A 26,277-nucleotide genomic window follows, 5' to 3' on the forward strand; every position below is an offset into this window, starting at 1 on the left:
TAAATGTGTTGTCACTTTTCAAATTAAGACGATATAAGGCTTTAATATCTATTTTACAAAGCATTTGATTGAGTCTTATTTTATTGAAAATACAAAAATAATTGGTGTAGTCACTTTGGCAACCATTCATTAATCCTTTTAGATAAGACAATGTGGTGACTCATCAATTGAAAGGACGTGTAACGATGTCAGAAGAAAAATTTGATGCTAAACGAGACCAAATCTCAGGAAAAATTAAAGAAACTGTAGGTCATCTAACAGATGATAAATCTTTGGAGGCAGAAGGCAAAGCTGAACATACTAAAGGGAAGCTTGCAGAAGTGCTTGATGATGCTAAAGATAGTCTCAAAGGATTTGTTGATCATTTATCAGGAAAAGATAAAAAGGAGTAATTTGCTTCATGAAAAAACGAAATATTAAATTCACCGAAGTCTTACAACTTGTTTTACTGGTCGTTCCAGCTGTCAAACTGGCAAAAAAAATTATTAACGACAGTAAAACTCCGACTAACAGAAAGTAGGTCAGCCAATGGCTAAGAAAAATCATGGCATCTTTTTAGGATTATTGTTAGGTTCAGCCGCAGCAACGATTGCTTACTTGAGCCTTTCATCTTCTAAAAAAGACCAATTGTTGAAAGAGAGTGCTAAGAAGATTGAAGATCTTAACACTTACTTGCATGATAAAAGTAAAAAAGTACTAGACACGGTTTCCGAAAAAGTCCAAGAATCCAAAGATGCTGTTGAAGTATATGGTGGGATTGCGGCAGAAACGGTTGAAGAAAAATGGCAAGATACTAAAGATGCTGTCGAAGTGTATGGCGGTATTGCCGCAGAAACGGTTGAGGACTCATTAGAACAGGCTAAAGAAAAGGTAGAAGGATTTAGTGAAACAACTAGTCAGACTATCCAATCTAAAGTGAACCAACTCAAAAGCGATAAGACCGATACTGAAGACGATTCAGAAAAAACCAAAAGTTAACCTTTTAGATAAGACAAAAAAGTGCCGTATGGCACTTTTTTAATTGTCTTTAGGAACGATAATGGAAACTGCTTTTGGAATCAGGTCTAACTGAATAGGAAGGTAGTCACTTTTATCTCCATCAATTCGGGAACGAGGAGAAATAGCTTGTTTGTGATGCTGAGGTTGAAGGGTTAGACTATTGGCTTGGAAATGACTAATTTCTTCTGCCTTGGAGAAATCGCCTTGTCTGAAATCATTAATGTGCCATAAAAATTTAAAGAAGGAAACTTTTTTCATGGTGTAGACTTGGAAGTAGCCGTCGTCAGCTTGTGCTCCTGGGGAGAAGGAAGGAAAACCAGCTATGGTATTAGTCATGGTAATTAATAAAAATTTTGTTTTTAAATGAATATGATGATTGTGGCTAATCAATGAGATATGATAGCTGCGATTTCGTCTCAGTATTCGAATACTATCTTTCAAAAAGGGTAAAGGACCAAACCGTCTTTTCTCATCAGCCGTTACATCTGCAGCAATATCAGCTAGTAACCCAAGCGTCAAACTAGAAATCATGTAATGGTGATTGGCTTTGCAAATGTCAACTTTCTTCACTTGACCAGATAAAATAGTATCTAAGGCCTCAGAAGTTTGTAAGGGAGCATGGAGAGCCTTCGCAAAATTATTAACCGTTCCTGACGGGACTAAGCCAATTAAACAGTGAGCTCCTCCCTCATATACACCACCGATAATTTTATTAAGCGTACCATCTCCTCCCAAAGGAATGACGAGGTCGATATGATCTTTGGCAGCTTGTTTCGCTAGGAGGAAAGCTTGGTCTGCATCTTTAGGGGTAATCACTTCAACATCTTTTTCGGAAAAACCATGATGAAGAAAATAGTCTCTAACGTCACTGGCAAGCTGATCTTCTTTTTTTCCAGAATTGGGATTATAAAAAATACGAACAGTTTTCATGAGGTCTCTACTTTCTAATCACTTATTAATTGTTAACCATTATACCATTTCTCTTAATGAATGTCCCTATAAAAAAGGCATAGGAAACTCTGTTTGACTCTTATCAGACCACCTATTTTAAAGCATAAAGAAGGTGATGGCAATAAATTGAAGGGTTGAGGCCAATAAGATGAAAAGATGCCAAATCATGTGGAAGTAGGGTCTTTTTTTGGCATAAAATACCGCTCCAATGGTATAAGACAAGCCACCAAATAACATGAGAAGACCAAAAGCAAGACTAGTTTTTTGAATGATGACTGGCAAGATAAACACAACGAGCCAGCCCATAACGATATAAAGCATCAAACTGAATTTTTCATTGATACGTTTGGCAAAAATTTTGTATAAAATCCCAAAAAGCGTAATGCCCCACTGCAAAACAATAATGATATAGCCTAGCCAACCAGAAACAAGGGATAAGGCAACAGGTGTATAACTTCCTGCGATAGCAATGTAAATCATACTGTGATCAATAATGCGTAGAATGTATTTGTGAACCGAACCATAAGCCATGGAGTGGTAAATCGTAGAGGATAAAAACATCAAAAAGAGACTGATGACAAAGATGGAGATACCAATAGCGGCTTTAAGGTCATAAGTTTGATAAGCATAGCTGGCTGAAATAGGAAGTAGAATGAGCATAGCAAATGCTCCGATAGCGTGTGTCACGCTGTTTGCTACTTCCTCACTAAAAGATAAGGGTAAACTTTGTTTAAAGGTTTGGTTCATTGGGTCACCTCCTGTAATAAATAAATAGTTTTGTGGTAATCTTTGACCGTTTGACAGGCAACCTGCACAATCGGTGGAATGTCCTCCTCAATGGGAGCCTTCTGATTCCAACAGGTTACAAAAGTATTGTAAAGACTTTCAGAATCAGCCTGTGCCTGAAGTTCCTCCAATACGCGACTAATATCTTGAATAGGAAATACCGTTTTAAACAAACTGATGGCAATTAAGCGCGCTAGTTGTTGCTTTTGGTATTTTTTCTTGATAGGTTTAGTCACATACCCATGCTTGACGTAATTATTAATCATAGATGCCGTTAACGATTTATTATCTGACACCATAGAAAAATCCGTGCATTGATTGACGTACAATAGAACTTGATCTAAATAAAGGTCTAAATCAGGAAGGTCTTGCCAATAAGGTAATGATGGGAAAATCATTTGTCACCCTTCTATCTAGTTTTGATAACTAGATTATATGATTAATAAAAACTAATTGCAAGTGAAAACTGTAAATCATAGCCAATGATTATCCTCAATTTCCCTATTTTCAAAGCAATTAGCTGTTCCAAAAAATAAAAAATCTAATCATTCAATGTGAACAACTAGATCTTTGACTTATCTTATACCAATAACAATAATACTTTCTAATATAATCGGAAAAAGTGTTAACAAACCGTGTTTTTCATGTGATAATCCTCACTTTTATTTTTTCATATTGTATGCTATTATGAAGTTAATTTAAATTTATTCCCATATATGCGTGATAGAGGTTTAAAATGAAAAATTAATGATTTTAGGAAATATCTGTACTGCTTTTTTGACTAAAAAATTATCTATACGAACGGCTATTTTAGTTTCAAATATGGCAAATTTGACTATTTCTTTTGGGATATTATTCTCTGACTATAGTTTAATTCTTTTTGGAGCTTTTGGAAGTGCTTTCTTTATGGGGATAATCAACCCTAAACTCCAAGAGTTGTTTTTTAAACAAGTTCCAGAAGATAAAATGGGAGCGATTGAGTCCGGTTTGGGATTTCTAATAACTTGTATAGGAAGTTTGCTTTCTATGTTTATGGTTTTTATAGCCACACAACATACAGAATTATCAGCTTATTTATCAATGGGAATTTTAGTTTTTTCTAGTTTTTTATTAGTGAGAATTAAATCTGATGTATAGCCGAAATAGTCCATATATCACTGCTCCTAACTTAAAAATTAATAAATGAAGTAAACGTTAGGCTTTGATTGATTCAGTTGCCCTAGCTGTAACAAGTTTTATCATGATGATTGACTAGAGTGTCTAATTCCGATTATACGATGAAGTAAATTCAGCTACAGAATCTTATTTATAAGAAATAGCAGAGCAATTTAAATGAACAAGTTGAACAGGAAAAAGATTTAAATTAGTTTAGCAGTTTGACATATCGACACCCTAAAAATCTTAGAGCAGGTACTGAAAGAATGCTCTAAGATTTTTCTATATTAATCTGAGTCTTAGAACAACAGTCTACAATAATCTTTCTTGAAGGGAAATATGAGATTATAAAACATGTATAACGAGATGATTAACTCAATTCATAAATCAGTTTTTATTTTTTCAAAGGCTTTTGAAAACGGTTAAGGTAGAACAGAAGTCGGAAAAATCACACAAATCATGATATAATATAAAGCGGTCAAATTTTCTTTGTCTGATTTTAGAGAAAAAAGAGTAGTCTAAAATCAATTTAGTCACTAAGCTATATAAATGGCTGTTTTTTCTTTCTCTTAAGAAAGAAACTAAAAAAATATTAATAATCAGCTGGCTTTGTGACTGCAAAATGTTGACTCTTATTTGGTCCCCAATAGAAAATAGCAAATGTTATGTATAAAAAACCTTGCTACGAAAGGAATGATAAACTCATGGCAATGATTCAATGGTTTCCTGGGCACATGTCCAAAGCCAGAAGACAGGTTCAGGAAAATTTAAAGCATGTTGACTTTGTAACTATTTTAGTGGATGCACGCTTGCCACTTTCTAGTCAAAATCCCATGCTCACCAAAATTGTTGGTGATAAACCTAAATTAATGATTTTAAATAAAGCTGACTTGGCAGATGCAACTCGAACTAAAGAGTGGAAAGCCTACTATGAAAGTCAAGGCATTAAAACACTAGCCATCAATTCTAAAGAACAATCAACAGTTAAAAAAGTAACAGAAGCAGCCAAGGAACTCATGGCTGATAAAATTAAGCGCCTGCGTGATCGTGGTATTCAAAAAGAAACCTTACGAACCATGATTATTGGCATTCCGAATGCTGGTAAATCTACCTTGATGAATCGCTTGGCTGGTAAGAAAATTGCTGTGGTTGGTAATAAACCTGGTGTGACCAAAGGGCAACAATGGTTGAAGTCCAATAAGGAATTGGAAATTCTAGATACCCCTGGTATTTTATGGCCAAAATTTGAGGACGAATTGGTTGGCTTAAAATTAGCTTTAACAGGTGCTATCAAGGACCAATTACTACCAATGGATGAGGTCACTATTTTTGGTTTGAATTACTTTAAAACACATTATCCTAGTCGCCTTACTAAGCGTTTTAAGAATATTCCTCTTGAGGAAGAAGCTCCTGAAATCATTATGACCTTGACACGCCAACTGGGATTTAAAGATGATTACGACCGTTTCTACACTTTATTCGTCAAGGAAGTTCGAGATGGTAAATTAGGTCAATACACCTTAGATCAGGTGGGAGATATGGATGTCGACTAGTATTAAAGCCATCAAAGAAAGCCTGGAAGCTGTTACTAGCCTCTCAGACCCCCTCTTTCAAGAATTGGCAACTGACGCTAGGTTAGGTGTCCAAAAAGCGCTAAAAAGTCGACAAAAGGCTATTCAGGCCGATTTAGCAGAGGAAGAACGATTAGAAGCCATGCTTTCTTATGAAAAAGCGCTTTATAAAGAAGGCTACCAAGCCATTGCAGGTATTGATGAGGTGGGACGTGGCCCCCTAGCAGGTCCCGTTGTCGCAGCATGTGTCATCTTACCTCAACATTGCAAAATTAAAGGTCTGAATGATTCTAAAAAAATCCCTAAATCTAAGCATGAGACCATTTATCAGGCAGTGAAAGAAAAGGCTTTGGCTATCGGTATCGGTATTATTGACAATCAGCTTATTGATGAGGTCAATATTTATGAAGCAACCAAACTAGCTATGCTAGAAGCCATTAAACAGTTAGAGGGCCAACTCACACAGCCAGATTATCTCTTGATTGATGCCATGACATTGGATATTGCCATTCCACAACAGTCTATTATTAAAGGCGATGCCAATTCCTTGTCTATTGCAGCAGCATCAATTGTAGCTAAGGTCACCAGAGATCAGATGATGGCTAACTATGATCGCATTTTTCCTGGTTATGGCTTTGCTAAAAATTCAGGATATGGTACCAAAGAACATTTAGACGGTTTGCGGACACACGGGATAACACCAATTCATCGCAAGAGTTTTGAACCAATCAAGTCCATGTAATCCTTATTAAGGCTTACTAACTGATTCTAATAACCTTTAAAAAGTTCTGCAGATTGCAGACTTTTTTTCTTTATTTTACGAATAAAAGAAGTAGGGAGGTAACTTAGTGAATCATTTTGAACTTTATAAGCTAAAGAAGGCTGGACTGACTAATAAAAATATTCTCAATATTCTTGACTACCAAAAGCAACAGGAAAAATCGTTGTCGCTTCGAGACATGGCCGTTGTTTCCGGTTGTAAGCACCCGTCTCACTTTATAGAAACCTATAAGCAGTTAGATATCCAAAAGTTAAAAATGGAATTTAAACAATTCCCTAGTATTTCTATCCTAGATAAACATTACCCAATGGCTTTGAAAGAAATATATAATCCGCCCGTCCTCTTGTTTTTTCAAGGCAATTTAGACCTTCTTGATAAACCTAAATTAGCCATTGTGGGCTCAAGGCGCTCAAGCGATACCGGAGTAAAGTCTGTCCGTAAAATTCTTAAAGAACTCGGGAACCGTTTTGTGATTGTCAGCGGACTTGCTCGAGGTATTGACACTAGTGCACATTTAGCCTGTCTTAAAAACGGAGGACAAACCATTGCGGTGATAGGAACAGGATTAGACCGTTTTTATCCCAAAGAAAATCAAGAATTACAAACATTCTTAGGAAGGAAACACCTTATCTTGACGGAATACGGTCCAGGAGAAGAACCACTATCGTATCACTTTCCGGAACGCAATCGTATTATTGCAGGGCTTAGTCGAGGTATTCTCGTCGTTGAAGCAAAAAATCGCTCAGGTTCCTTGATTACTTGTCAAATTGGGATAGAAGAGGGTCGAGATATTTTTGCTGTTCCAGGAAACATTTTGGACGGCGAATCTGAAGGTTGTTTACAGCTTATAAAAGAGGGAGCAACCTGCGTCACATCAGGGATGGACATCCTTTCTGAATATCAAAAATAACAAAGTTTCTTCCTATGTAGCATTTTTTTATTGACAGTTCCTTAAAAATGGGATATTATGCTATAAGCTTTAAGCAAACTGTTATAGGAAGTGTGTCGAATTGGGAACAAAAACTACAACTAAGCCGAAAACGGGGACTAAAAAGTCTACCACTAAAAAGAAATCAGCAGCAAAGAAAAATCTTGTTATTGTTGAATCACCTGCCAAAGCTAAGACTATTGAAAAATATCTTGGACGCAGTTATAAAGTTGTCGCTTCAGTAGGGCATATTCGTGACTTAAAAAAATCCTCTATGTCTATTGATTTTGATAATAATTATGAGCCACAATACATTAATATCCGTGGTAAGGGCCCCCTTATCAATTCTTTGAAAAAAGAAGCCAAAGCTGCTAAAAACGTTTACTTGGCAAGTGACCCGGACCGTGAGGGAGAGGCTATTTCTTGGCATTTGTCACATATTCTAGGACTCGATCCTGAAGATAAAAACCGAGTGGTTTTCAATGAAATTACCAAAGATGCGGTGAAAAATGCTTTTGTGGAACCTCGTCAAATTGACATGAACTTAGTGGATTCTCAACAAGCCCGTCGCGTCTTGGACCGTATTGTAGGTTACTCCATCTCACCTATTCTTTGGAAAAAGGTCAAAAAAGGTCTTTCAGCAGGACGTGTCCAGTCGGTTGCTTTAAAACTCATCATTGACCGTGAAAATGAAATCAAAGCCTTTGTTCCAGAAGAATACTGGTCTATTGATGGCCTCTTCAAAAAAGGAACCAAGAAGTTTCAAGCAAGTTTTTACGGTCTTGATGGCAAGAAGATGAAACTTTCCAACAATGATGACGTTAAAGCAGTTCTTGCTAAATTAAAAGGTGATGATTTCTTGGTTAGTAAGGTTGAGAAAAAAGAGCGCCGTCGAAATGCCCCATTACCTTATACGACCTCTTCTCTACAACAAGATGCTGCTAATAAAATCAATTTCAGAACGCGTAAAACCATGATGGTAGCCCAACAACTGTATGAGGGGATTCATTTAGGAGAAAACGGAACTCAAGGTTTAATTACCTATATGCGTACTGATTCTACACGGATTAGTCCTGTAGCGCAAAATGATGCTGCCCAATTTATCAGTAATCGTTTTGGAGCTAATTATTCTAAACATGGGAATCGTGTCAAAAATACCAGTGGTGCCCAAGATGCTCACGAGGCTATTCGTCCATCTAGCGTCAATCATACACCAGAAGCTATTGCCAAATACCTTAACAAGGATCAGTTAAAACTTTATACTCTGATTTGGAATCGTTTTGTGGCTAGCCAAATGACAGCAGCTGTTTTTGATACCGTAAAGGTGAATTTGGAGCAAAATGGCGTGCTTTTTGTTGCCAATGGAAGCCAAATGAAATTTGACGGTTATATGGCTGTTTACAATGACTCAGATAAAAACAAAATGTTACCTGAAATGGAAGAAGGAGAAACCGTTAAAAAGGTATCAACTTCTCCAGAACAGCACTTCACGCAACCTCCGGCTCGCTACTCCGAAGCAACTCTGATTAAAACTTTAGAAGAAAATGGGGTCGGTCGACCATCAACTTATGCCCCAACCTTAGAAGTGATTCAACGCAGGTACTATGTTAAATTATCTGCTAAGCGCTTTGAGCCAACTGAGCTTGGGGAAATTGTCAACAAGCTTATTGTCGAATTTTTCCCAGATATTGTTGATGTTGCCTTTACTGCCGAGATGGAAGGTAAGCTAGATCAAGTTGAAATCGGTGAAGAAGAATGGCAACATGTCATCGATCAATTCTATCAACCCTTTGTCAAAGAATTGAATAAGGCTGAGTCTGAAATTGAAAAGATTCAAATCAAAGATGAGCCAGCTGGTTTTGACTGTGATGTTTGTGGCCACCCAATGGTCATTAAGTTAGGACGTTTTGGGAAATTTTACGCGTGCAGCAACTTCCCTGAGTGTCGTAATACAAAAGCCATCACTAAAGAAATCGGTGTTACCTGTCCCATTTGTCATAAGGGACAAGTCATTGAACGAAAAACTAAGCGCAATCGGATCTTTTATGGTTGTGATCGCTACCCAGAATGTGACTTCACTTCTTGGGATTTACCAGTTGGACGTGACTGTCCTAAGTCTGGTGACTATTTGGTTGAAAAGAAAGTACGTGGTGGCGGCAAACAAGTGGTTTGTAGCAATGAAACGTGTGATTACAAAGAAGAAAAAATCAAATAAAAGAAAGAATTGGAACTCCTTGTCTTGTTCCAATTCTTTCTTTGTTTATAAAGGAATTTTTAACTACACAAATCGCTAGTTCGTTTTTAAAAGGCTTAAAAATTCCTCAATAACTGGACTGAAACTCGCATCATCTCGGTAAGCAATCCCAATAGGGTAAAAATCATTTTTGTCTTGCAAAGGGATCCAAACTAAGTTATCTACCTGATTAAGGCTCTCAAAATCACTCGGGAGGATAGTCAAGGCATTCAAATCGTGCAAACTATGAATAAGAACTTTCCAATCATTGTGTTTAAAGACAATATCTGGTTCAAAACCAAGAGCTCGGCATTTTCTAGGAAGCATTTCGCCTAGCATGTAGTGATCGTTTAAAGAAGCAATCTTATAGCCTTTTAAATCTTTAAGTTTTAACTGAGGGTGTTGCGCCAAAGGGTGCTGTTTGGGGAGAACGATACTGATCTTACAGCCTTTTGTGGATGTTTGTAATGGCTCAATGGTAATATCCTTTCGAATACTTGGAAAGGAGAGAAGACCAATATCAATTTTCCCTTGGGACAATAATTCTTGTAATTTGCGAGAACCATCCTGTATAAGTGATACTTCAACATTTGAGTGAGTAGCCATAAAGGTTGAAATTTGTTTCATGAATTGTATAGCAAACAGTGACGTTAATCCAACACGAATCATCTCTTTTTTTCTTGGTTTAATTGTTGAATATCCGCAACAATTTGATTAAAGTCATCCACAAGGTCTTTGCCTTTGTGATAAAGAATATCTCCAGCTTCGGTTAGTAATAGCTACCGACCACTTTGTGTAAAAAGCGTCGTGTTCAACTCGGACTCTAGCCTTTTAATTGATTGAGAAAGAGTAGGTTGCGTCACAAACAAACTTTTAGCAGCGTGGGAATAATTTTTTGTTTCAGCAACTGCAATAAAATAGGTTAATTGTCTAATATCCATAGTAGATCCTTTTCTTTAAGCTCTAGTATATCATATTTGCCCCTAACCCTATGATTTTTTGACATTGATAAGAACTATTAGTCAGAGTTATAGTTATAGTTATACTCGTGGTGCTAGTTAAACTCAACGTATTTCAGATTATAAGCAAGGATAATTTGTTCGATTCTCAATTGTAATCCTGTAACTCCTCTAGTCAGTGTGTGTTCTATATCAAAAAGGGAACAAAGTTCTGAAAATCGAGTTTCAATAGTTCGTCTCATAGCCATCACTCTCCAATGATTATGCTGTTTAGCCCCTGTCATATTTTGACGCAAGGGTGTCCATAGCTGATAGCCTTTTTGTTCCAGATTATTTTTCAGCTCACGGCTAAGGTAGCCCAAGTCTGCTAAAATGATGGACTGGTCACATTCTTCTAATAACTCGTGAACCGCTTTAATATCATGAACAGAAGCTGGTGTGACAACATAGTTCAGAATATAGCCTGATAAAGTCACTAACGTGTGGACTTTGAACCCATAGAACCACAGGTGCTTAGAGGTGTTATAACCAATATCAGCCACTCCTTTAAAAATATGGGCTCTATGATTACGGACAGGTTGACAAAGTGGTAGAGAAAAACTGTCAATGATGACTATTGTATCAGGAGAAATTCGAGCATTCATAGCTTGTCTAATGACTTGGACTAACCAAATTAATTGTCTTGCTCGTCGATTAAAACGACTTCTTTCAAGGAGATGACCGCAAGGAAAGAGTTGACAGATACGATAAAAATGCCGTTGTGACTTAATACCTAATTCAGCTTGCAAGACAAGCAAGACTAGTAGAGACTCATCTGAGACCTTGGACAAGCTAATGTTACGACGGTGTTTTAAGCCTTCTGGACAATAATCACGATATAGCTGATGGCAAATCGTAGATAATTGTGTGACATTCCATTGTAAGTGATGGGATTTAGCGGTATACTGTAAGTGGCTCATTGGGGCTAACCTCCTGTTTGTTTGAACACTTACAGTATAGTCCTTTTGGGCTTTTTGTTGTATTCTGACATTAACTAGCACCACGAGTATAGTTCTATAATTTTTTGCAATTTTTCTTTTTAGTTTCAATGTGCTATATTTAGTTAGTGAAATCACAAACAATATTTAATATTTTTAGGAGGCCATTTTGATGTCCAAAGAGGTTATAAAACAAACACCAAAATCATTTACCATGAATGTGCTAAATGGTTTAGCCATGGGAACAGTAGTTGTTCTCATTCCAGGAGCAATCCTAGGAGAATTGATGAAGGCACTTTTGCCAATGTGGAGTGGTTTTGGCACTTTGATTGCTGCAACAGCTATTGCAACCACCTTAATGGGGCTCGTTATCGGGATGTTTGTCGGCATGAACTTCAAATTTAACCCCATTCAATCTGCTTCGTTAGGTCTTGCTGTTATATTTGCAGGTGGATCACCTAATTTTGCTAACGGTGTTATCACCATGCAAGGAACTGGTGATATCATCAACATGGGAATTACAGCAGCTTTAGGGGTTTTGTTGATTCAATTTCTCTCTGATAAGACTAAATCATTCACACTAATTATTGTCCCAACAGTAACTCTTTTACTTGTTGGACGTGTCTTGTTGCCATACGTGAAGATGATTACAACCATGATTGGTCAGGGAATTGCGTCTCTACTTGGTTTACAACCTATTTTGATATCTCTCCTTATTGCTATGATTTTCTGCTTCCTTATTGTTTCTCCAATTACAACGGTAGGAATTGCTCTTGCGATTAACTTATCTGGTATTGGTTCAGGTGCTGCAAACTTAGGTATTTGTGCCGCAAGCTTTGGACTTTGCTTAGCAGGTTGGGCTGTTAATTCAAAAGGAACTTCACTTGCTCACGTCTTGGGATCACCGAAAATTTCAATGGCCAACGTTTTATCAAAACCAAAAATCATGTTGCCAATGTTATGTTCTGCAGCTGTACTTGGTGTTATTGGTGCTATCTTTAATATTCAAGGAACACCTGCTAGTGCAGGCTTTGGAATTAGTGGTTTGATCGGACCTATCAATGCCCTTAATTTAGCTAAAGGCGGATGATCTCCAGTAAATATTCTACTTATCATTATCATTTTTGTAGGGGCACCCATTGTGCTTAATATGATCTTTAACTACCTCTTTATTAAGGTGCTTAAAGTGATTGATCCAATGGATTACAAACTTGATATCTAAGAAAGGAACTTTTGATGAAATTAAAATTATATAATGTTAGAGGCGAAGAAGCAGTCTTAGCAAAAAAATGGGCTGATGACAATGGGATTGAGATTTCCTTGATGGAGTCTCCCTTAACTCCTGAAACGGTTAAAGAAGCTGAAGGCTTTGACGGGATTGCCAATGCCCAAATTGGTCCTTTAGATGATGCGATTTATCCTCTCTTAAAGGAAATGGGGATTAAACAAATCGCTCAGCGCAGTGCTGGTGTCGATATGTATAACCTTGATTTGGCCACCGAAAATGACATTATTATCACAAATGTTCCTAGCTATTCTCCAGAATCCATTGCAGAATTTACGGTTACTATTGCCCTTAATTTAATTCGTCATGTGGAGTTGATTCGTGAAAATGTTAAAAAACAAAATTTCACTTGAGGACTCCCTATCCGCAGCCGTGTTTTAGGTGATATGACAGTTGCGATTATCGGAACTGGACGTATTGGTCTAGCTACTGCTAAAATCTTTAAAGGTTTTGGCTGCAAGGTCGTTGGATATGATATTTACCAAAGCGATGCTGCCAAAGCTGTCTTGGACTATAAGGAATCTGTAGAAGAAGCGATTAAAGATGCTGATCTTGTTTCCTTACACATGCCACCAACTGCAGAGAACACACACCTTTTCAATGCTGATTTATTTAAATCATTCAAAAAAGGGGCTATTTTGATGAATATGGCGCGTGGTGCCCTCATTGAGACGCAAGATTTACTGGATGCTTTGGATGCAGGCTTACTGAGCGGAGCTGGTATTGACACTTACGAATTTGAAGGACCTTATATACCTAAGAATTTTGAAGGTCAAGAAATTACAGATTCACTATTTAAAGCTTTGATTAACCATCCTAAGGTTATTTATACACCTCATTATACTGATGAAGCCGTTAAAAACCTAGTTGAAGGTGCCCTTAATGCTACAGTAGAGATTATCAAAACTGGGACAACGACAACTCGTGTTAACTAATAACTGATTTGACGTCCATTATAAAGGAATAATTCTAAAAATTCCTTTATAATGGACTTTTTTGTATTAGTCCGTTATAATAGACTGTAAGAAAGGGGACCCTTATGACATATATAGCGCTTATTGGAGATATTATCCAGTCCAAACAATTGACGGATCGTTCCAAAGTTCAAAAAACTTTAGCAGCTTATTTAGACGACCTCAACAAAACCTTTGCTCCTTATATTATTTCTAAATTATCCCTAACGTTGGGAGATGAATTTCAAGGACTTTTTCAGGTGGATACTCCTATTTTCCATCTGATTGATTTGATTAATCATCACATGGATATCCCTATTCGATTTGGAGTAGGAGTAGGTTCTATTTTAACAGACATCAATCCTGATATTAGTATTGGGGCTGATGGACCTGCTTATTGGCATGCTCGTGAGGCTATTCGTTATATTCATCAAAAAAATGATTATGGTAATACTACATTAGCTCTTCGGACTGGTCATCACAACCAAGATGATGTATTAAACAGTTTACTAGCAGCTGGAGATGCTATTAAAGCCAACTGGCGAGCTAGTCAATGGGAAATTTTTGACACGCTTTTAGATTTGGGTATTTATGAAGAATACTTTGATCAACAACGATTAGGAAAGCAATTATCTCTTAGCTCTAGCGCTTTGTCAAAACGTCTAAAAAGTAGTCATGTTAAAATTTATCTGAGAACACGGCAGAGTGCACTAAACTGTCTCAAACAAATCAAGGAGGAAGCTGATGATTAATGGTGTCTCTCACTACCTAGCTCAAACCCCTACCCTTACCCTGTTTCTCATTTGTCATGTGTTATCAGACTACCAGTTACAAAGTCAGCAAGTAGCTGATTTAAAAGAAAAACATGTGACTTATTTAGGTTACCACTTGATTGGAGTTAGCATTCCCCTAATTTGTTTAACTCTCATTATCCCACAAGCATGGTTGATGAGCCTTTTGGTTATGATAAGTCACGCGCTTATTGACTGGCTAAAGCCACAGGTGGCTAACTCTCTAAAATGGAAAAGAGAGTGGATTTTTCTGCTGGATCAATGCTTACATATCGCTATTAGTTCATTTGCTGGGCTAAGATTAGCACGGGTGACCTTGCCTAATTGGCTTCCGATACCTATTTTGATGACCGTTTTATTTATCCTACTCATTACCAAACCAACTAATATTGTCTTTAAACTCTTTTTCAGCAAATACCAGCCTGACCAAGGAGAAAAAATGGACACGATCATAGGAGCGGGGGCTACCATAGGAATTCTAGAGAGAATTGTTATTGGTGTGTGTATGATCATGGGGCAATTTGCTTCAATAGGTCTGGTCTTTACCGCTAAATCTATTGCTCGCTACAATAAAATTTCGGAAAGTCCAGCTTTTGCAGAATACTACCTGATTGGGTCTTTATTTAGTATTCTCAGTGTTTTTATCGCAGCATGGATTTGTTTCTTCTAGTCGAAAAGGGTTCCCATAGAAAGAGGCTAACGCTTAGTCTCTTTCTTTTTCTTTCTTCTTATTTCTGTTATAATAAGTCAGGTAACTACATTAGAAAGATTTGTGGGTCTGTCATCTAAGAGATGTCATTCCCGAAGAGGTATTAGTGACTTGTCTCAATCAACTGCAACTTATATTAATGTTATTGGAGCTGGGCTAGCTGGTTCTGAAGCTGCCTATCAGATTGCTAAGCGCGGTATCCCCGTTAAATTGTATGAAATGCGTGGTGTCAAAGCAACACCGCAACATAAAACCACTAATTTTGCCGAATTGGTCTGTTCCAACTCATTTCGTGGTGATAGCTTAACCAATGCAGTCGGTCTTCTCAAAGAAGAAATGCGTCGCTTGGATTCCATTATTATGCGTAATGGTGAAGCTAATCGTGTACCTGCTGGAGGAGCAATGGCTGTTGACCGTGAGGGGTATGCAGAGAGTGTCACTGCAGAGTTGGAAAATCATCCTCTCATTGAGGTCATTCGTGATGAAATCACAGAAATTCCTAATGATGCCATTACGGTTATCGCGACGGGTCCATTGACTTCAGATGCCTTGGCAGAAAAAATTCACACGCTAAATGGTGGCGACGGATTCTATTTTTACGATGCAGCAGCGCCTATCATTGATAAATCTACCATTGATATGAGCAAGGTTTACCTTAAATCTCGCTACGATAAAGGCGAAGCTGCTTACCTCAACTGCCCTATGACCAAGGAAGAATTCATGGCTTTCCATGATGCACTAACAAACGCAGAAGAAGCACCGCTGAATTCTTTTGAAAAAGAAAAGTATTTTGAGGGCTGTATGCCGATTGAAGTTATGGCTAAACGTGGCATTAAAACCATGCTTTATGGACCTATGAAACCCGTTGGATTGGAATATCCAGATGACTATACAGGTCCTCGCGATGGAGAATTTAAAACGCCATATGCTGTTGTGCAATTGCGTCAAGATAATGCAGCTGGAAGCCTTTATAATATCGTTGGTTTCCAAACGCACCTCAAATGGGGTGAGCAAAAGCGTGTTTTCCAAATGATTCCAGGGCTTGAAAATGCTGAGTTTGTCCGCTACGGCGTCATGCACCGCAATTCCTATATGGATTCACCAAATCTTTTAGCCGAAACCTTCCAATCTCGTAACAATCCAAATCTTTTCTTCGCAGGTCAAATGACTGGAGTTGAAGGTTATGTCGAATCAGCAGCTTCAGGTTTGGTAGCAGGTATTAATGCAGCCCGTTTGTTCAGAGGAGAAGAAGCGCTTGTTTTTCCTCAGACAACAGCTATTGGTAGCTTGCCTCATTATGTGACTCATGCCGAGAGTAAGCATTTCCAACCAATGAACGTCAACTTTGGCATTATCAAAGAGTTAGAAGGCCCACGCATTCGTGACAAAAAAGAACGTTATGAAGCTATTGCTAGTCGTGCTTTGGCAGACTTAGACACCTGCTTAGCGTCGCTTTAACACTAAAAAAGAGTTCCTTTTCAGTTGAGTTGCTGAAGAGGACTTTTTTACTTGCTGATTTGAGCGCTAACTATGCAAAAGAATGCACAAAAAATACATGAATGGGCTATGGTCGCTAAGGGCAATATTATATAATGAATAGTACTCATTAGTTGATTTAGTTTGGAGGTTTTAGCATGCAGCAGCAAGTCGCAATAACGGAGACAGTTTTACGAGACGGTCATCAAAGTTTGATGGCAACGCGTCTACCTATCGAGGACATGCTCCCAGTTCTTCCTATATTAGACAAGATTGGTTACTATTCCCTAGAATGTTGGGGAGGGGCCACGTTTGATGCTTGTATTCGTTTTTTAAATGAAGACCCTTGGGAAAGGCTGCGCACGTTAAAAAAAGGCTTACCTAATACACGCTTACAGATGTTATTGAGAGGCCAAAATCTTTTAGGCTATCGTCATTACGCAGATGACATCGTTGACAAATTTATTAGCTTATCGGCTCAAAATGGGATTGATGTTTTCCGTATTTTTGATGCCTTAAATGACCCACGAAATATTCGTCAAGCGTTATCGGCTGTCAAAAAAACGGGTAAAGAAGCTCAACTGTGTATTGCCTACACGACCAGCCCTGTACACACTCTGGACTATTACCTTTCTTTGGTAAAAGAATTGGTTGAGATGGGCGCTGATTCTATCTGTATCAAAGATATGGCTGGTATTCTAACCCCCAAAGCGGCTAAAGAATTGGTAGCTGGTATCAAAGCCATTACTAACTTACCTCTTATTGTGCATACCCATGCAACCAGCGGTATTTCAGAAATGACTTACTTAAAAGTGGCAGAAGCAGGAGCTGATATTATTGATACAGCGATTTCCTCTTTTTCAGGGGGAACCAGTCAGCCTGCCACAGAATCAATGGCGATTGCCTTGACGGATTTAGGCTTTGACACAGGCTTGGATATGCAAGAGGTAGCCAAAGTTGCAGAATATTTCAATACCATTCGTGACCATTACCGAGAGACAGGGATTTTAAATCCCAAAGTCAAAGACACTGAGCCAAAAACATTGATTTACCAAGTTCCAGGTGGCATGCTATCAAACCTATTGAGCCAATTAACCGAGCAAGGCCTAGCTGATAAATACGAAGAAGTCTTAGCAGAAGTACCTAAAGTAAGGGCTGATCTTGGGTATCCGCCACTCGTAACGCCATTATCACAAATGGTTGGAACACAGGCCTTGATGAATATCATCTCAGGGGAACGCTACAAGGTAGTTCCAAATGAAATCAAAGACTATGTTCGAGGGCTATACGGTCAATCACCAGCGCCATTAGCAGAAGGTATCAAAGAGAAAATCATTGGTGACGAAGCAGTCATTACTTGCAGACCAGCCGACCTAATCGAGCCTCAAATGATTTATCTGCGTGACGAGATTGCTCAATACGCTCGTTCAGAAGAAGACGTGCTAAGCTATGCAAGCTTCCCACAGCAAGCCAGAGATTTCTTGGGACGCCGTGAAGATTCTTTCTATGATGTTCCGGTTCAAGAAGTTACTGTACAACTGGACATTCAAGACTAACAGAGAAAATAGCTAATCCTCTTAACCATTAATCTCCTTGGTTGGGGAACTAAGCGTTTTTTCTTAGTGAAAAGTATTTGCTGTAAGAATAATACCAAAAACCTACCTGATTTTGAAAATCAGGTAGGTTTTTTATCTCAATAATGTTTGACAGACGAAGTGGACTGTATCTTTTCAATAATGGGACGGGCTTCTGGTGAACGAAAATAATCCAAAGACGTTTTGGGAAGAAGTTTTGCCAATAGTTCCCAATCATTATCTTTCAATGCCTGCCTAGCCGTTGAGGCACTGATAGGATCTTGCTGCTGATTGATAGCTTTCCTTGGCAGAATATCTAGGAGGATACCAGCTTGCTGCAACTGCTGAGCCATGATTTCATTGTAAATAGCAGTTACTCGGCTGGTTGGCTCTTCTCCAACGTATCTTTTATGAATATGAAGGGTCTGAGCAATTTCAACAAAGATTGCCGTATCTAGTAAGGCTTGGCTCTTAATCACGTCATTGTCTTCTTTTTGGAAATAGGCTGGGAAAGTCGCTTGGCTAATCAAATAAGGACCTGTTTCATGATATATGACATTATCAAGATGAGCTAGACCTTCTTGAATCAACCTCTTTCTCACCGAAAAAGGAATTAGACTGCGGTCTTCACTGACCATAAACAGATGAACCCAATCATTTTCTCTTGCAGCTTTCTCCACTAAAAATTGGTGCCCTAAGGTAAAGGGGTTAGCGTTGATAACAATAGCAGCAACCTTATCCCCTATGTGCTCAGGAGTCTCAAGATCATTTAGGTAGTTTTGGAAGCCATTTTTTTTATTTTCCAAAAAGCTAATATGATGATCAATATGAGCAATTTCAGTAAAACCAAGATCCTTGAAAAAAGCAGTAGAGGAAGTTTTAGTATAGACAAAAAGATGGAAGTTACCAATAGCATATTCTTCATCTATCAGATGACTAACAATTCTATTAAGAAGACCTTCTCCTTGATAAGCTCGGGAAACGCAAAGACAGCGCAAACTATTTCCAAAATAAGAACCTGTGGCAATGACATCACCAGAATCATTAAAAATAACACAAGTATAATCTAAATGAGCATCTAAGCGTATTCCTTCTTGATGAAGCAGGTTCTTTACTTTGGCCATTGTCGTTTTATCTGAAGGAAAGACTTTTGAAATGGTATAGTGAGACATTTCTTCTCCTTATCTATGGTTTTATTAAATCATATCATAACAACTCATTTACGAACCATCCATTACTAACTCAATCAATTAATTAGTCCCGTAAAATTTGTCAAGCTTATTATAACATGATTTCACAGCTATTTTATCAGCCCATTGGGCTTAAGAACAGCAAAAATACTATCCTTAAGACTTCAAAACTATAAGTATAGCAGAAGCGCTCTACTATCACTTATAGCCAAAATAGACTAACCCTTAGATGGATTAGTCTATTTTTATCAGCGATGTTTTTTAAAAGGAAAACGAATATGTTTCACAGACTCAAACGTATCCGCAAGTTTTTGATTGCGTTCCACAGTCCGTAAGGTTTCTTGGTCTAATAAGTCTTGGCTTTTTTCTAAGACATCAACGGTAATGTAGTAGAGTTTAACCAGGCTTCCTATCTTATGTTTACCAGATTTTGGAGACATGGCAACCACTTCATTGAGGCTACTGTGAAGCCATTTTTTATGGGGCTTAGCAGGTATAGTTGCGACTACAAAGCCAAGTTTTTCTAAATGAGCTTGTGCCTGATCAACAGGAAGATTGACCACATCATCTATCGTGCGTAGCTGCATCTCCCTTTCATGTTTTTGTTCCATCCGTTTTTCGATAATTGGGCGACTGTTATCAATCGTTTTTCCAATAATTTCAGTGGTGTCAGGAATAATTGACATCAATTTCCCAACTGCTCCCAGAGCTTTGCTTATTTTCTTTGGCATCTCTTTTCTCCTCGAGTCGTTTCTTTCTTTTATTATAACAAAATGTCTGAAAATAGCATGCGATAAACCTTACAGAACTGTAAGTTAGCTCATTAGCATTGTAAGGTTATTACTTGCCTTTCTGGAGTAAACTAGAGTTACAAAACAAGAAAAGGAGACCGACCGATGAAACGGTATTCCAAAGGATTAATCATTTTAGGTATTCCCTTATTAATCATAACAGGCATAGCTTTTTATGGGATTCAGCGTTATGGACCTAACTTTAACCTTTATCTATTTCCACCCAGCGTTCAAAAATATGGGGATATCGCCTTAGAACGCTTAGACACACTCGGCTTATATGCTCAAGGAGAGCAGTGGAACAAGACACGTCAAGAAACTCACAAAGCGTTAAAAAAAGCTAAGTCTTACAAAGAAGCGCAACAAATACTTCAGAAGGCAGTGGTCGTAGCAGGAGGAAAACACTCTCGTTTAATCAATAAGGCCAGTTTTAAAAAAAGCTCAATGAAGCATCCTCAACCGCAAATCCGAGCGGAAGATGATGGGTTATTCTATCTCAAGGTACCTGCTATCGAAGCACTAGACAAAAAATCAATGACAATTTACGCCAATCAATTAAACAAGCCTCTCACTAAAAAATACAAGGGTATCATTGTCGACTTACGTGGCAATACTGGTGGCAATATGGCACCGATGCTTATTGGTCTATCAGGACTTTTACCAGATGGGGACTTATTCCGTTTTGAAGATAGATACCATAATCAACAGGTCATACAGTTAAACGGACATGAATTGAGTCATCAGGAGAATCTCCAGTTGGAGCAATCCGTTATCAAGCAAAAAGTTCCTGTTGCAGTCCTTATTGATCGCTACACAGCCTCATCAGGAGAGATGACCGCCTTTGCTTTTCAAGGACTTGAACATACCCTATTTTTTGGAGAAGCAACAGCTGGCTACACCACTGGAAACCATGTTATCCCTTTATATGATGGTGCCTTGTTGGTCATTACTAGCAGTCGTGTCATTAACCGTCAAGGACAAGCCTACGAAAACAATCCAATCCTCCCTGATAGAGAAAGCAAAGACCCACTCACTGAAGCCAAAGTATGGCTATCAGACGTTACAAAATAAGATATAATAGACATAAGGTTGTCAAAGGAGTTTATCATGTTATTAGAAATTAATCACCTCGAAAAAGTCTTTCGCACGCGCTTTTCTAAAGAAGAAACGAGAGCCCTACAAGATGTTGACTTTAAAGTGGACAAAGGGGAATTTATCGCCATCATGGGTGAGTCTGGCTCAGGAAAAACAACCCTCTTAAATATTTTAGCAACTTTAGAGAAGCCAACGAATGGTTCCATCTTTTTAAACGGTACCGATGTTACCAAAATCAAAGAAAGTCAACTTGCTGATTTTCGTCTCCAAAATCTCGGATTTGTTTTTCAAGATTTCAATTTGCTGGATACCTTGTCTGTACGAGACAATATTTTCTTGCCTTTAGTGCTAAATCGTAGACCTGTCAAAGAAATGGAATCTCGACTAAATCAAATTGCCCCTAAATTACACATTGATTCCCTTTTAGACAAACGACCATTTGAACTATCAGGCGGACAAAAACAACGCGTCGCCATTGCTCGAAGTCTTATTACACATCCACAATTGTTGCTTGCTGATGAACCCACAGCCGCATTAGACTATCGTAATTCAGATGAACTGCTCAACCTGTTTGAAGACATTAATAACGACGGTCAGACTATTTTAATGGTTACCCATTCAGCAAACGCTGCGAGCCATGCTAAGCGGGTATTATTCATTAAAGACGGCCGTATTTTCCATCAAATCTATCGAGGCAATAAAACCAACTTAGACTTCAACAAAGACATCTCCATTGCCATGACAGGCCTTTTAGGAGGTGAGTAGGATGTTTTACCTCAAATTAGCATGGAATAACCTGAAAAATTCTCTAAGCGTGTCAGCTCCTTTTTTACTGGCCAGTACTGTCCTCTATATGCTTAATTGCATTGTCCTCATTATTCTCATGAGTCCCATATCAGAAAATATGAGATATGGCAAAATGCTTCTAGGATTGGCCATTGTGATCTTAGTCTTATTTGCTCTCATCATGGAAGTTTACAGTTACCGTTTTTTACTCAATCAAAGAAGTCGAGAATACGGTCTCTATAACATGCTGGGCATGACCAAAAAGCAAATCAGTTGGATCTCTAACCTCGAGCTTATTTTAATGTATCTAGTGACAGTAGGAGTAGGAAGTCTCTTATCAGCTGTTTTCTCACACCTCTTTTACTTGATTTTTGTCAATTTGATTCATTCTCCTAATCTTACCCTACAATTTCAGATTAGTGCATTTATCCTAACAGCCCTTGTTTTTGCGTTCATTTTTGGTTTCTTAGCCTTAGTGGGCTTGGTTAAGGTCAAAAAAACCTCTCCCTTAATGCTGTTTCGAGACAAGGAAAAAGGAGAAAAAGAACCACGAGGAAACCTCTTGTTGGCAGCTTTATCTCTTATTGCTCTAAGTATTGGTTACTATATTTCCTTAACTTCATCAACATTAACAGCTTTTGAAACCATCATTCGTTTCTTTATAGCCGTTATCATTGTCATTATTGGAACTTATCTGTTCTATATTTCCTTTATGACTTGGTATTTAAAACGCCGTCGTCAAAACAAGACTTACTTTTATCAGCCAGAACATTTTGTTAGCACATCACAAATGATTTTTAGAATGAAACAACATGCTGTAGGACTTGCTAATATCACTATTTTAGCAGTAATGGCGTTTGTTTCTATTGCAACAACAACTGCCTTATATACCAACACAGAATCATTGGCAGAACAGCTTTTTCCAAGAAATAGTAGAATTACGTTTGATAATCCTTCTCTAACTCATCAAGACGAGATTTTTCAAAAGCTTATCCTAGACAAGATTGATAAAAAAGCATCTGACTTTCTGATTTATAAAGACACCATGATATCATTTGAAATCTCTCGAGCATCTAAAATTGTGGTTACCAAGAAGGAAGTGATGCATCCTAACATCGCCAAAACTGGTTTCGTTTACCTCGTTACTCAAGATGACTTCCGTTCTCTGGGAAATCAACTCCCTCAATTAAAAACAGGTCAAACCGCCTTCTTTAAACAAAAAGGGGATAGCCAGCTAAAAGAACTCGATTTACTTGGCTACCATTTCGAGAATGTCCTTAACCTCAAAACCGTTCACTTCCCTGAAGCTGCCAATACCTATAATCCTGGAGTCTTGGTGGTTAGTGATGAAGCTACCTTAAATAACATTCAAAAAACATTTGAAACAGTGACTCATTATGGCTTTGAACCATCAATAACTGCCTACGCTAATCTTACTAAAGAAGAAATAGCGAACCTCCTAGATGACAAGGGAACCATCAGTGATAACGGTCAATTTATTGGTAATGTAGAAACAAAAGAAGACTATCTTATGGGAACCTACGCCCTTTCAGGAGGTTTCCTCTTTACAGGATTCCTACTTGGCTTTAGTTTCATTCTTGGCGCAGCCCTCATTATTTATTACAAGCAATATTCCGAAGGTCATGAAGATCAAAAATCATACAAGATTTTACAAGAAGTAGGGATGAGCAAAGAACAGGTGAAAAAGACCATCAATTCACAAATTCTTTTAGTCTTCTTTATGCCGATTACCTTAGCTGTCGTCCATTTCTGTGCAGCACTTGTTATGCTCAGACAGATGTTATTATTATTTGGCGTGTTAGACTCAGTGCTCATCTACCTCGTCAGCGCAGCCACCATCGCTATTATTATTTGCCTCTACTTTATCATTTATAAAGTGACCAGTCGAACCTATTATCGGATTATTGAAAGATAGGAGAAGTGGCGATTTTTCGCCACTTTTTTGGTAGAATAACAGTATGACAAAACATGATAAAATCTATATTATTGAAGATGATGAGACCATTTTAACCCTTCTTCACAATCACCTTAGCCAATCTTATGATGTTAAGACGGTCACTAACTTTAGGGATATTAAACAGGAGGTACTTGCCTACCAGCCAGACCTTATCTTAATGGATATTACCCTACCTTTTTTCAATGGTTTTTACTGGACCACTGAAATCCGAAAACACTTAACGATTCCTATCATTTTTATTTCCAGTAGTAATGATGAGATGGATACCGTTATGGCTCTTAATATGGGGGGAGATGACTTTGTCTCGAAACCTTTTTCGCTAACCATTTTAGATGCTAAAATAGCAGCCTTTTTACGGCGTGCACAACAATTTACTAGTGACGACATTAGTCTCGATCAGTTTAAACTCCATTTTGACGGTACCTTTTCAAATGGGAACGAAGCCGTTACCTTATCACCAACCGAACATAAAATCCTAACCATTTTAATGACTAGACATCAAGAAATTGTTTCTAAGGAAGAAATCTTGGAAAGACTTTGGGAAAATGATAATTTTATTGATCACAATACCCTGAATGTCAATATGACACGTCTACGCAAAAAAATTGCAACTATTGGTTTTGACCGTATTCATACTATAAGAGGAGTGGGGTATCTCGTTAAATGATAAGAGCTTTTTTAAAAGAATATCGTTTCTTTTACAGTCAATACATCATACTTCTAGGCCTTTACTGGTTGGTTTTTTACCTCTATCATCTTCAAATGAAGTATTTTCTCACAGCTAACTTAATCGCCCTTACCATATTAGGTCTAAATAGTCTGTGGAAATATTATCAATTCAGAGAAAAGATCAAGATTTTACAGGAATTTATTTATGTAAATGAATTGGATACTCTGTCTTTACCTAGCGATAAGGCTTACCGTTCCTTGATTCTTAAGCTGAAAGAAGCAGAAGCTGCTCAACTATTACAACAAATCAAGCAGCAAAAAAACATCGAGTCCCTCATCAAAATGTGGTCTCATCAAATGAAACTCCCTTTATCTGCTCTGTCTTTAATGGTTCAAACCAAAAGTACGGATGTAAAAGAATACCAACAGCAAGTTTTCCGCTTAGAAAAATACCTCAATAACCTCTTAAGTTATTTAAAATTTAAACAACATCACGACGATTTTCGTTTTCAGATAGTATCTGTAAGAGAAATCATTTCTTCTATTGTGAAAGAATCTCGTTACTTATGTATTGCTAAAGAGCTTAGTGTGACCATTCAAGGAACCTGTCAACTGAAGACAGATAAAAAATGGTTGAGGTTTGCCTTGATGCAATTGATTGACAATGCTATAAAGTATTCAACCAAAGGTGGAAACATAACCATAACATTAAACGATAAAAGTATTATTATATCAGATAACGGTATCGGAATACTAAACGAAGACCTGCCACGTCTTTTTGACGAAGGGTTTACTGGATTTAATGGACATGAACATCAAAAGGCAACGGGATTAGGGCTTTATATGACCAAAGAGATATTAGATCAGCTCAACTTAGACATAAAGGTTAGTAGCCTAATTGGGGAAGGAACTCAAGTCATCATCTCTCCTCTAACAAGATAAAAAAACTGGAGGTCATTAGAGTGCCTCTGGTTTTTACGTAATTTTATTTATGTAAATGCTAAATAATCCAATCGCCCAGTAACTCTTGATGAAACTGTTTCAGAGGGGTTACCTTTAGCAGCAAATAGTTGCCTGCTAGTCCAACAAAGAAACCTGATAAAATACCGCTGAAAGAGAGTATAGGGAGATAATTAAGCACTAACCAAGATCTTGCAATAAAAGCAAAAACCAGTAATTGACCTACATTATGCATGATGCCGCCGAGAGTCGAAATTCCAATCACACTCACCCGTTTAGGACCTAATGCTTTTAAGCTTAACATCACTAGAAAACTCAAAAGTGTCCCTGAAAAACCATAAAGAAAGGTTGAAAAAGTTCCACTTAAAAGAGTTGAAATAGACAGTTTTAACAAAATAACCTTGGCACTATCTATGGGTTTTAAGGTAAATAAAGCTAATACGGTAATGAGATTGGCTAAGCCCAACTTAGTCCCTGGTGCAAAAGCAAATGGCGTAGGAATAAAGTGTTCATAGAAGGAAATGACCACCGCCTGCGCTGCTAGCATCGTAATAAATAATAATTTTTGAGATTGTTTGTTCATAGCCGTTCTTTCTATCTCTTAATACACCCCATTTTAACACAAGAGCCGGCCAAAAAGTCAATATAAACGATTATTCTGTGACTGTTCTATTAATATC

Annotated in this window: 23 protein-coding genes and 3 pseudogenes; 18 read left to right on the forward strand and 8 right to left on the reverse strand. The window is 37.8% G+C overall.

Translation table 11 applies throughout. From position 1 onward, the window contains the following. The first annotated feature begins 185 nt into the window (after window positions 1-185). A complete protein-coding gene (locus FQT67_RS05245; RefSeq protein WP_003057010.1) occupies window positions 186-392 on the forward strand; it encodes a CsbD family protein in 207 nt (68 codons plus the stop codon). Between the two features lie 136 nt (window positions 393-528). After that, a complete protein-coding gene (locus tag FQT67_RS05255) occupies window positions 529-978 on the forward strand; it encodes a hypothetical protein (protein ID WP_003061154.1) in 450 nt (149 codons plus the stop codon). Between the two features lie 39 nt (window positions 979-1,017). On the opposite strand, the gene FQT67_RS05260 is transcribed toward FQT67_RS05255, so the two are convergent. The 3 genes from FQT67_RS05260 to FQT67_RS05270 all read right to left on the reverse strand — a co-directional run bounded on the left by FQT67_RS05260 (window position 1,018) and on the right by FQT67_RS05270 (window position 3,134). Then, window positions 1,018-1,929, reverse strand: a complete 912-nt coding sequence (locus FQT67_RS05260) for a diacylglycerol kinase family protein (protein ID WP_046177254.1) — start codon at window positions 1,927-1,929, stop codon at window positions 1,018-1,020. A gap of 117 nt (window positions 1,930-2,046) precedes the next feature. After that, on the reverse strand, window positions 2,047-2,697 hold the full coding sequence (locus FQT67_RS05265; RefSeq protein ID WP_046177255.1) for a hemolysin III family protein: 651 nt from the start codon (window positions 2,695-2,697) through the stop codon (window positions 2,047-2,049). After that, window positions 2,694-3,134 carry a DUF1836 domain-containing protein gene (locus FQT67_RS05270; RefSeq protein WP_046177256.1) on the reverse strand — a complete coding sequence of 147 codons (441 nt, stop codon included), beginning with the start codon at window positions 3,132-3,134 and terminating at the stop codon, window positions 2,694-2,696. The genes FQT67_RS05265 and FQT67_RS05270 overlap by 4 nt, the downstream gene beginning before the upstream one ends. A gap of 349 nt (window positions 3,135-3,483) precedes the next feature. On the opposite strand from FQT67_RS05270, the gene FQT67_RS10935 reads away from it, so the two are divergent. The 5 genes from FQT67_RS10935 to topA all read left to right on the forward strand — a co-directional run bounded on the left by FQT67_RS10935 (window position 3,484) and on the right by topA (window position 9,386). Continuing rightward, a complete protein-coding gene (locus FQT67_RS10935) occupies window positions 3,484-3,873 on the forward strand; it encodes a hypothetical protein (protein ID WP_232089461.1) in 390 nt (129 codons plus the stop codon). 722 nt (window positions 3,874-4,595) lie between these two features. Next, window positions 4,596-5,444 carry a ribosome biogenesis GTPase YlqF gene (gene ylqF / locus FQT67_RS05280; protein ID WP_003062503.1) on the forward strand — a complete coding sequence of 283 codons (849 nt, stop codon included), beginning with the start codon at window positions 4,596-4,598 and terminating at the stop codon, window positions 5,442-5,444. Beyond that, the gene (locus FQT67_RS05285) at window positions 5,434-6,204 is read left to right on the forward strand and encodes a ribonuclease HII (RefSeq protein ID WP_022554642.1); all 771 of its coding nucleotides are present in this window, start codon (window positions 5,434-5,436) and stop codon (window positions 6,202-6,204) included. The genes ylqF and FQT67_RS05285 overlap by 11 nt, the downstream gene beginning before the upstream one ends. Before the next feature lie 106 nt (window positions 6,205-6,310). Further along, on the forward strand, window positions 6,311-7,153 hold the full coding sequence (gene dprA / locus FQT67_RS05290; protein WP_022554641.1) for a DNA-processing protein DprA: 843 nt from the start codon (window positions 6,311-6,313) through the stop codon (window positions 7,151-7,153). A gap of 100 nt (window positions 7,154-7,253) precedes the next feature. After that, complete coding sequence (gene topA / locus FQT67_RS05295; protein ID WP_014612281.1) at window positions 7,254-9,386, forward strand: type I DNA topoisomerase; 2,133 nt, start codon at window positions 7,254-7,256, stop codon at window positions 9,384-9,386. Window positions 9,387-9,461: 75 nt separating this feature from the next. Here topA and FQT67_RS05300 read toward each other — a convergent pair. Further along, a pseudogene (locus FQT67_RS05300) lies at window positions 9,462-10,345 on the reverse strand (LysR family transcriptional regulator). A gap of 113 nt (window positions 10,346-10,458) precedes the next feature. Beyond that, window positions 10,459-11,322, reverse strand: a complete 864-nt coding sequence (locus FQT67_RS05305) for an IS982-like element ISSpy2 family transposase (protein WP_003059102.1) — start codon at window positions 11,320-11,322, stop codon at window positions 10,459-10,461. A 190-nt stretch (window positions 11,323-11,512) separates the two neighbouring features. Here FQT67_RS05305 and FQT67_RS05310 point away from each other — a divergent pair. The 6 genes and pseudogenes from FQT67_RS05310 to FQT67_RS05335 all read left to right on the forward strand — a co-directional run bounded on the left by FQT67_RS05310 (window position 11,513) and on the right by FQT67_RS05335 (window position 18,110). Then, window positions 11,513-12,562 (forward strand): annotated as a pseudogene (locus tag FQT67_RS05310) (PTS sugar transporter subunit IIC). Between the two features lie 14 nt (window positions 12,563-12,576). Further along, a pseudogene (locus FQT67_RS05315) lies at window positions 12,577-13,560 on the forward strand (D-lactate dehydrogenase). 104 nt (window positions 13,561-13,664) lie between these two features. Beyond that, on the forward strand, window positions 13,665-14,330 hold the full coding sequence (locus FQT67_RS05320) for a SatD family protein (RefSeq protein ID WP_003061859.1): 666 nt from the start codon (window positions 13,665-13,667) through the stop codon (window positions 14,328-14,330). Next, window positions 14,323-15,039: a DUF3307 domain-containing protein gene (locus FQT67_RS05325; RefSeq protein WP_046177258.1), complete on the forward strand. Its 717-nt coding sequence runs from the start codon at window positions 14,323-14,325 to the stop codon at window positions 15,037-15,039. The genes FQT67_RS05320 and FQT67_RS05325 overlap by 8 nt, the downstream gene beginning before the upstream one ends. A 150-nt stretch (window positions 15,040-15,189) precedes the next feature. Continuing rightward, window positions 15,190-16,536, forward strand: a complete 1,347-nt coding sequence (gene trmFO / locus FQT67_RS05330; RefSeq protein ID WP_046177259.1) for a methylenetetrahydrofolate--tRNA-(uracil(54)-C(5))-methyltransferase (FADH(2)-oxidizing) TrmFO — start codon at window positions 15,190-15,192, stop codon at window positions 16,534-16,536. A gap of 176 nt (window positions 16,537-16,712) precedes the next feature. Further along, window positions 16,713-18,110, forward strand: a complete 1,398-nt coding sequence (locus tag FQT67_RS05335; protein WP_111679171.1) for an oxaloacetate decarboxylase subunit alpha — start codon at window positions 16,713-16,715, stop codon at window positions 18,108-18,110. Between the two features lie 137 nt (window positions 18,111-18,247). On the opposite strand, the gene citC is transcribed toward FQT67_RS05335, so the two are convergent. Together citC and FQT67_RS05345 are read right to left on the reverse strand one after the other, a co-directional pair. After that, window positions 18,248-19,300 carry a [citrate (pro-3S)-lyase] ligase gene (citC, locus tag FQT67_RS05340; protein ID WP_046177260.1) on the reverse strand — a complete coding sequence of 351 codons (1,053 nt, stop codon included), beginning with the start codon at window positions 19,298-19,300 and terminating at the stop codon, window positions 18,248-18,250. A gap of 266 nt (window positions 19,301-19,566) precedes the next feature. Beyond that, window positions 19,567-20,049: a PASTA domain-containing protein gene (locus tag FQT67_RS05345; protein WP_003057532.1), complete on the reverse strand. Its 483-nt coding sequence runs from the start codon at window positions 20,047-20,049 to the stop codon at window positions 19,567-19,569. Window positions 20,050-20,214: 165 nt separating this feature from the next. On the opposite strand from FQT67_RS05345, the gene FQT67_RS05350 reads away from it, so the two are divergent. From FQT67_RS05350 to FQT67_RS05370, 5 genes are read left to right on the forward strand one after another with little or no spacing between them, the layout of a single operon-like run. Then, window positions 20,215-21,180, forward strand: a complete 966-nt coding sequence (locus FQT67_RS05350; RefSeq protein WP_143936379.1) for a S41 family peptidase — start codon at window positions 20,215-20,217, stop codon at window positions 21,178-21,180. A gap of 36 nt (window positions 21,181-21,216) precedes the next feature. Continuing rightward, entirely contained in the window at window positions 21,217-21,969 is a 753-nt protein-coding gene (locus FQT67_RS05355; RefSeq protein WP_003057522.1) for an ABC transporter ATP-binding protein, read from the forward strand. Window position 21,970: 1 nt separating this feature from the next. Beyond that, window positions 21,971-23,926: an ABC transporter permease gene (locus tag FQT67_RS05360; RefSeq protein WP_143936380.1), complete on the forward strand. Its 1,956-nt coding sequence runs from the start codon at window positions 21,971-21,973 to the stop codon at window positions 23,924-23,926. Between the two features lie 43 nt (window positions 23,927-23,969). After that, on the forward strand, window positions 23,970-24,635 hold the full coding sequence (locus FQT67_RS05365) for a response regulator transcription factor (protein ID WP_003060151.1): 666 nt from the start codon (window positions 23,970-23,972) through the stop codon (window positions 24,633-24,635). Beyond that, complete coding sequence (locus FQT67_RS05370) at window positions 24,632-25,579, forward strand: sensor histidine kinase (protein WP_046177261.1); 948 nt, start codon at window positions 24,632-24,634, stop codon at window positions 25,577-25,579. The genes FQT67_RS05365 and FQT67_RS05370 overlap by 4 nt, the downstream gene beginning before the upstream one ends. A 58-nt stretch (window positions 25,580-25,637) precedes the next feature. Here FQT67_RS05370 and FQT67_RS05375 read toward each other — a convergent pair whose 3' ends face one another. Further along, complete coding sequence (locus FQT67_RS05375; RefSeq protein WP_046177262.1) at window positions 25,638-26,180, reverse strand: Gx transporter family protein; 543 nt, start codon at window positions 26,178-26,180, stop codon at window positions 25,638-25,640. Window positions 26,181-26,277 lie beyond the last annotated feature (97 nt).

This window comes from Streptococcus sp. NCTC 11567 (genome assembly GCF_902141215.1).
GTDB lineage: Bacteria > Bacillota > Bacilli > Lactobacillales > Streptococcaceae > Streptococcus > Streptococcus dysgalactiae.

Bases quoted from the DNA above. Each gene is read 5' to 3' on its own strand.
- FQT67_RS05320 (WP_003061859.1), top strand. From the start codon at position 13,665: ATGACATATATAGCGCTTATTGGAGATATTATCCAGTCCAAACAATTG.
- FQT67_RS05375 (WP_046177262.1), bottom strand. From the start codon at position 26,180: ATGAACAAACAATCTCAAAAATTATTATTTATTACGATGCTAGCAGCG.
- FQT67_RS05260 (WP_046177254.1), bottom strand. From the start codon at position 1,929: ATGAAAACTGTTCGTATTTTTTATAATCCCAATTCTGGAAAAAAAGAA.
- FQT67_RS05355 (WP_003057522.1), top strand. From the start codon at position 21,217: ATGTTATTAGAAATTAATCACCTCGAAAAAGTCTTTCGCACGCGCTTT.
- FQT67_RS05345 (WP_003057532.1), bottom strand. From the start codon at position 20,049: ATGCCAAAGAAAATAAGCAAAGCTCTGGGAGCAGTTGGGAAATTGATG.
- FQT67_RS05265 (WP_046177255.1), bottom strand. From the start codon at position 2,697: ATGAACCAAACCTTTAAACAAAGTTTACCCTTATCTTTTAGTGAGGAA.
- FQT67_RS10935 (WP_232089461.1), top strand. From the start codon at position 3,484: ATGATTTTAGGAAATATCTGTACTGCTTTTTTGACTAAAAAATTATCT.
- FQT67_RS05350 (WP_143936379.1), top strand. From the start codon at position 20,215: ATGAAACGGTATTCCAAAGGATTAATCATTTTAGGTATTCCCTTATTA.
- FQT67_RS05255 (WP_003061154.1), top strand. From the start codon at position 529: ATGGCTAAGAAAAATCATGGCATCTTTTTAGGATTATTGTTAGGTTCA.
- FQT67_RS05305 (WP_003059102.1), bottom strand. From the start codon at position 11,322: ATGAGCCACTTACAGTATACCGCTAAATCCCATCACTTACAATGGAAT.
- FQT67_RS05370 (WP_046177261.1), top strand. From the start codon at position 24,632: ATGATAAGAGCTTTTTTAAAAGAATATCGTTTCTTTTACAGTCAATAC.
- FQT67_RS05270 (WP_046177256.1), bottom strand. From the start codon at position 3,134: ATGATTTTCCCATCATTACCTTATTGGCAAGACCTTCCTGATTTAGAC.
- ylqF (WP_003062503.1), top strand. From the start codon at position 4,596: ATGGCAATGATTCAATGGTTTCCTGGGCACATGTCCAAAGCCAGAAGA.
- citC (WP_046177260.1), bottom strand. From the start codon at position 19,300: ATGTCTCACTATACCATTTCAAAAGTCTTTCCTTCAGATAAAACGACA.
- FQT67_RS05325 (WP_046177258.1), top strand. From the start codon at position 14,323: ATGATTAATGGTGTCTCTCACTACCTAGCTCAAACCCCTACCCTTACC.
- FQT67_RS05365 (WP_003060151.1), top strand. From the start codon at position 23,970: ATGACAAAACATGATAAAATCTATATTATTGAAGATGATGAGACCATT.
- FQT67_RS05360 (WP_143936380.1), top strand. From the start codon at position 21,971: ATGTTTTACCTCAAATTAGCATGGAATAACCTGAAAAATTCTCTAAGC.
- FQT67_RS05285 (WP_022554642.1), top strand. From the start codon at position 5,434: ATGTCGACTAGTATTAAAGCCATCAAAGAAAGCCTGGAAGCTGTTACT.
- FQT67_RS05245 (WP_003057010.1), top strand. From the start codon at position 186: ATGTCAGAAGAAAAATTTGATGCTAAACGAGACCAAATCTCAGGAAAA.
- FQT67_RS05335 (WP_111679171.1), top strand. From the start codon at position 16,713: ATGCAGCAGCAAGTCGCAATAACGGAGACAGTTTTACGAGACGGTCAT.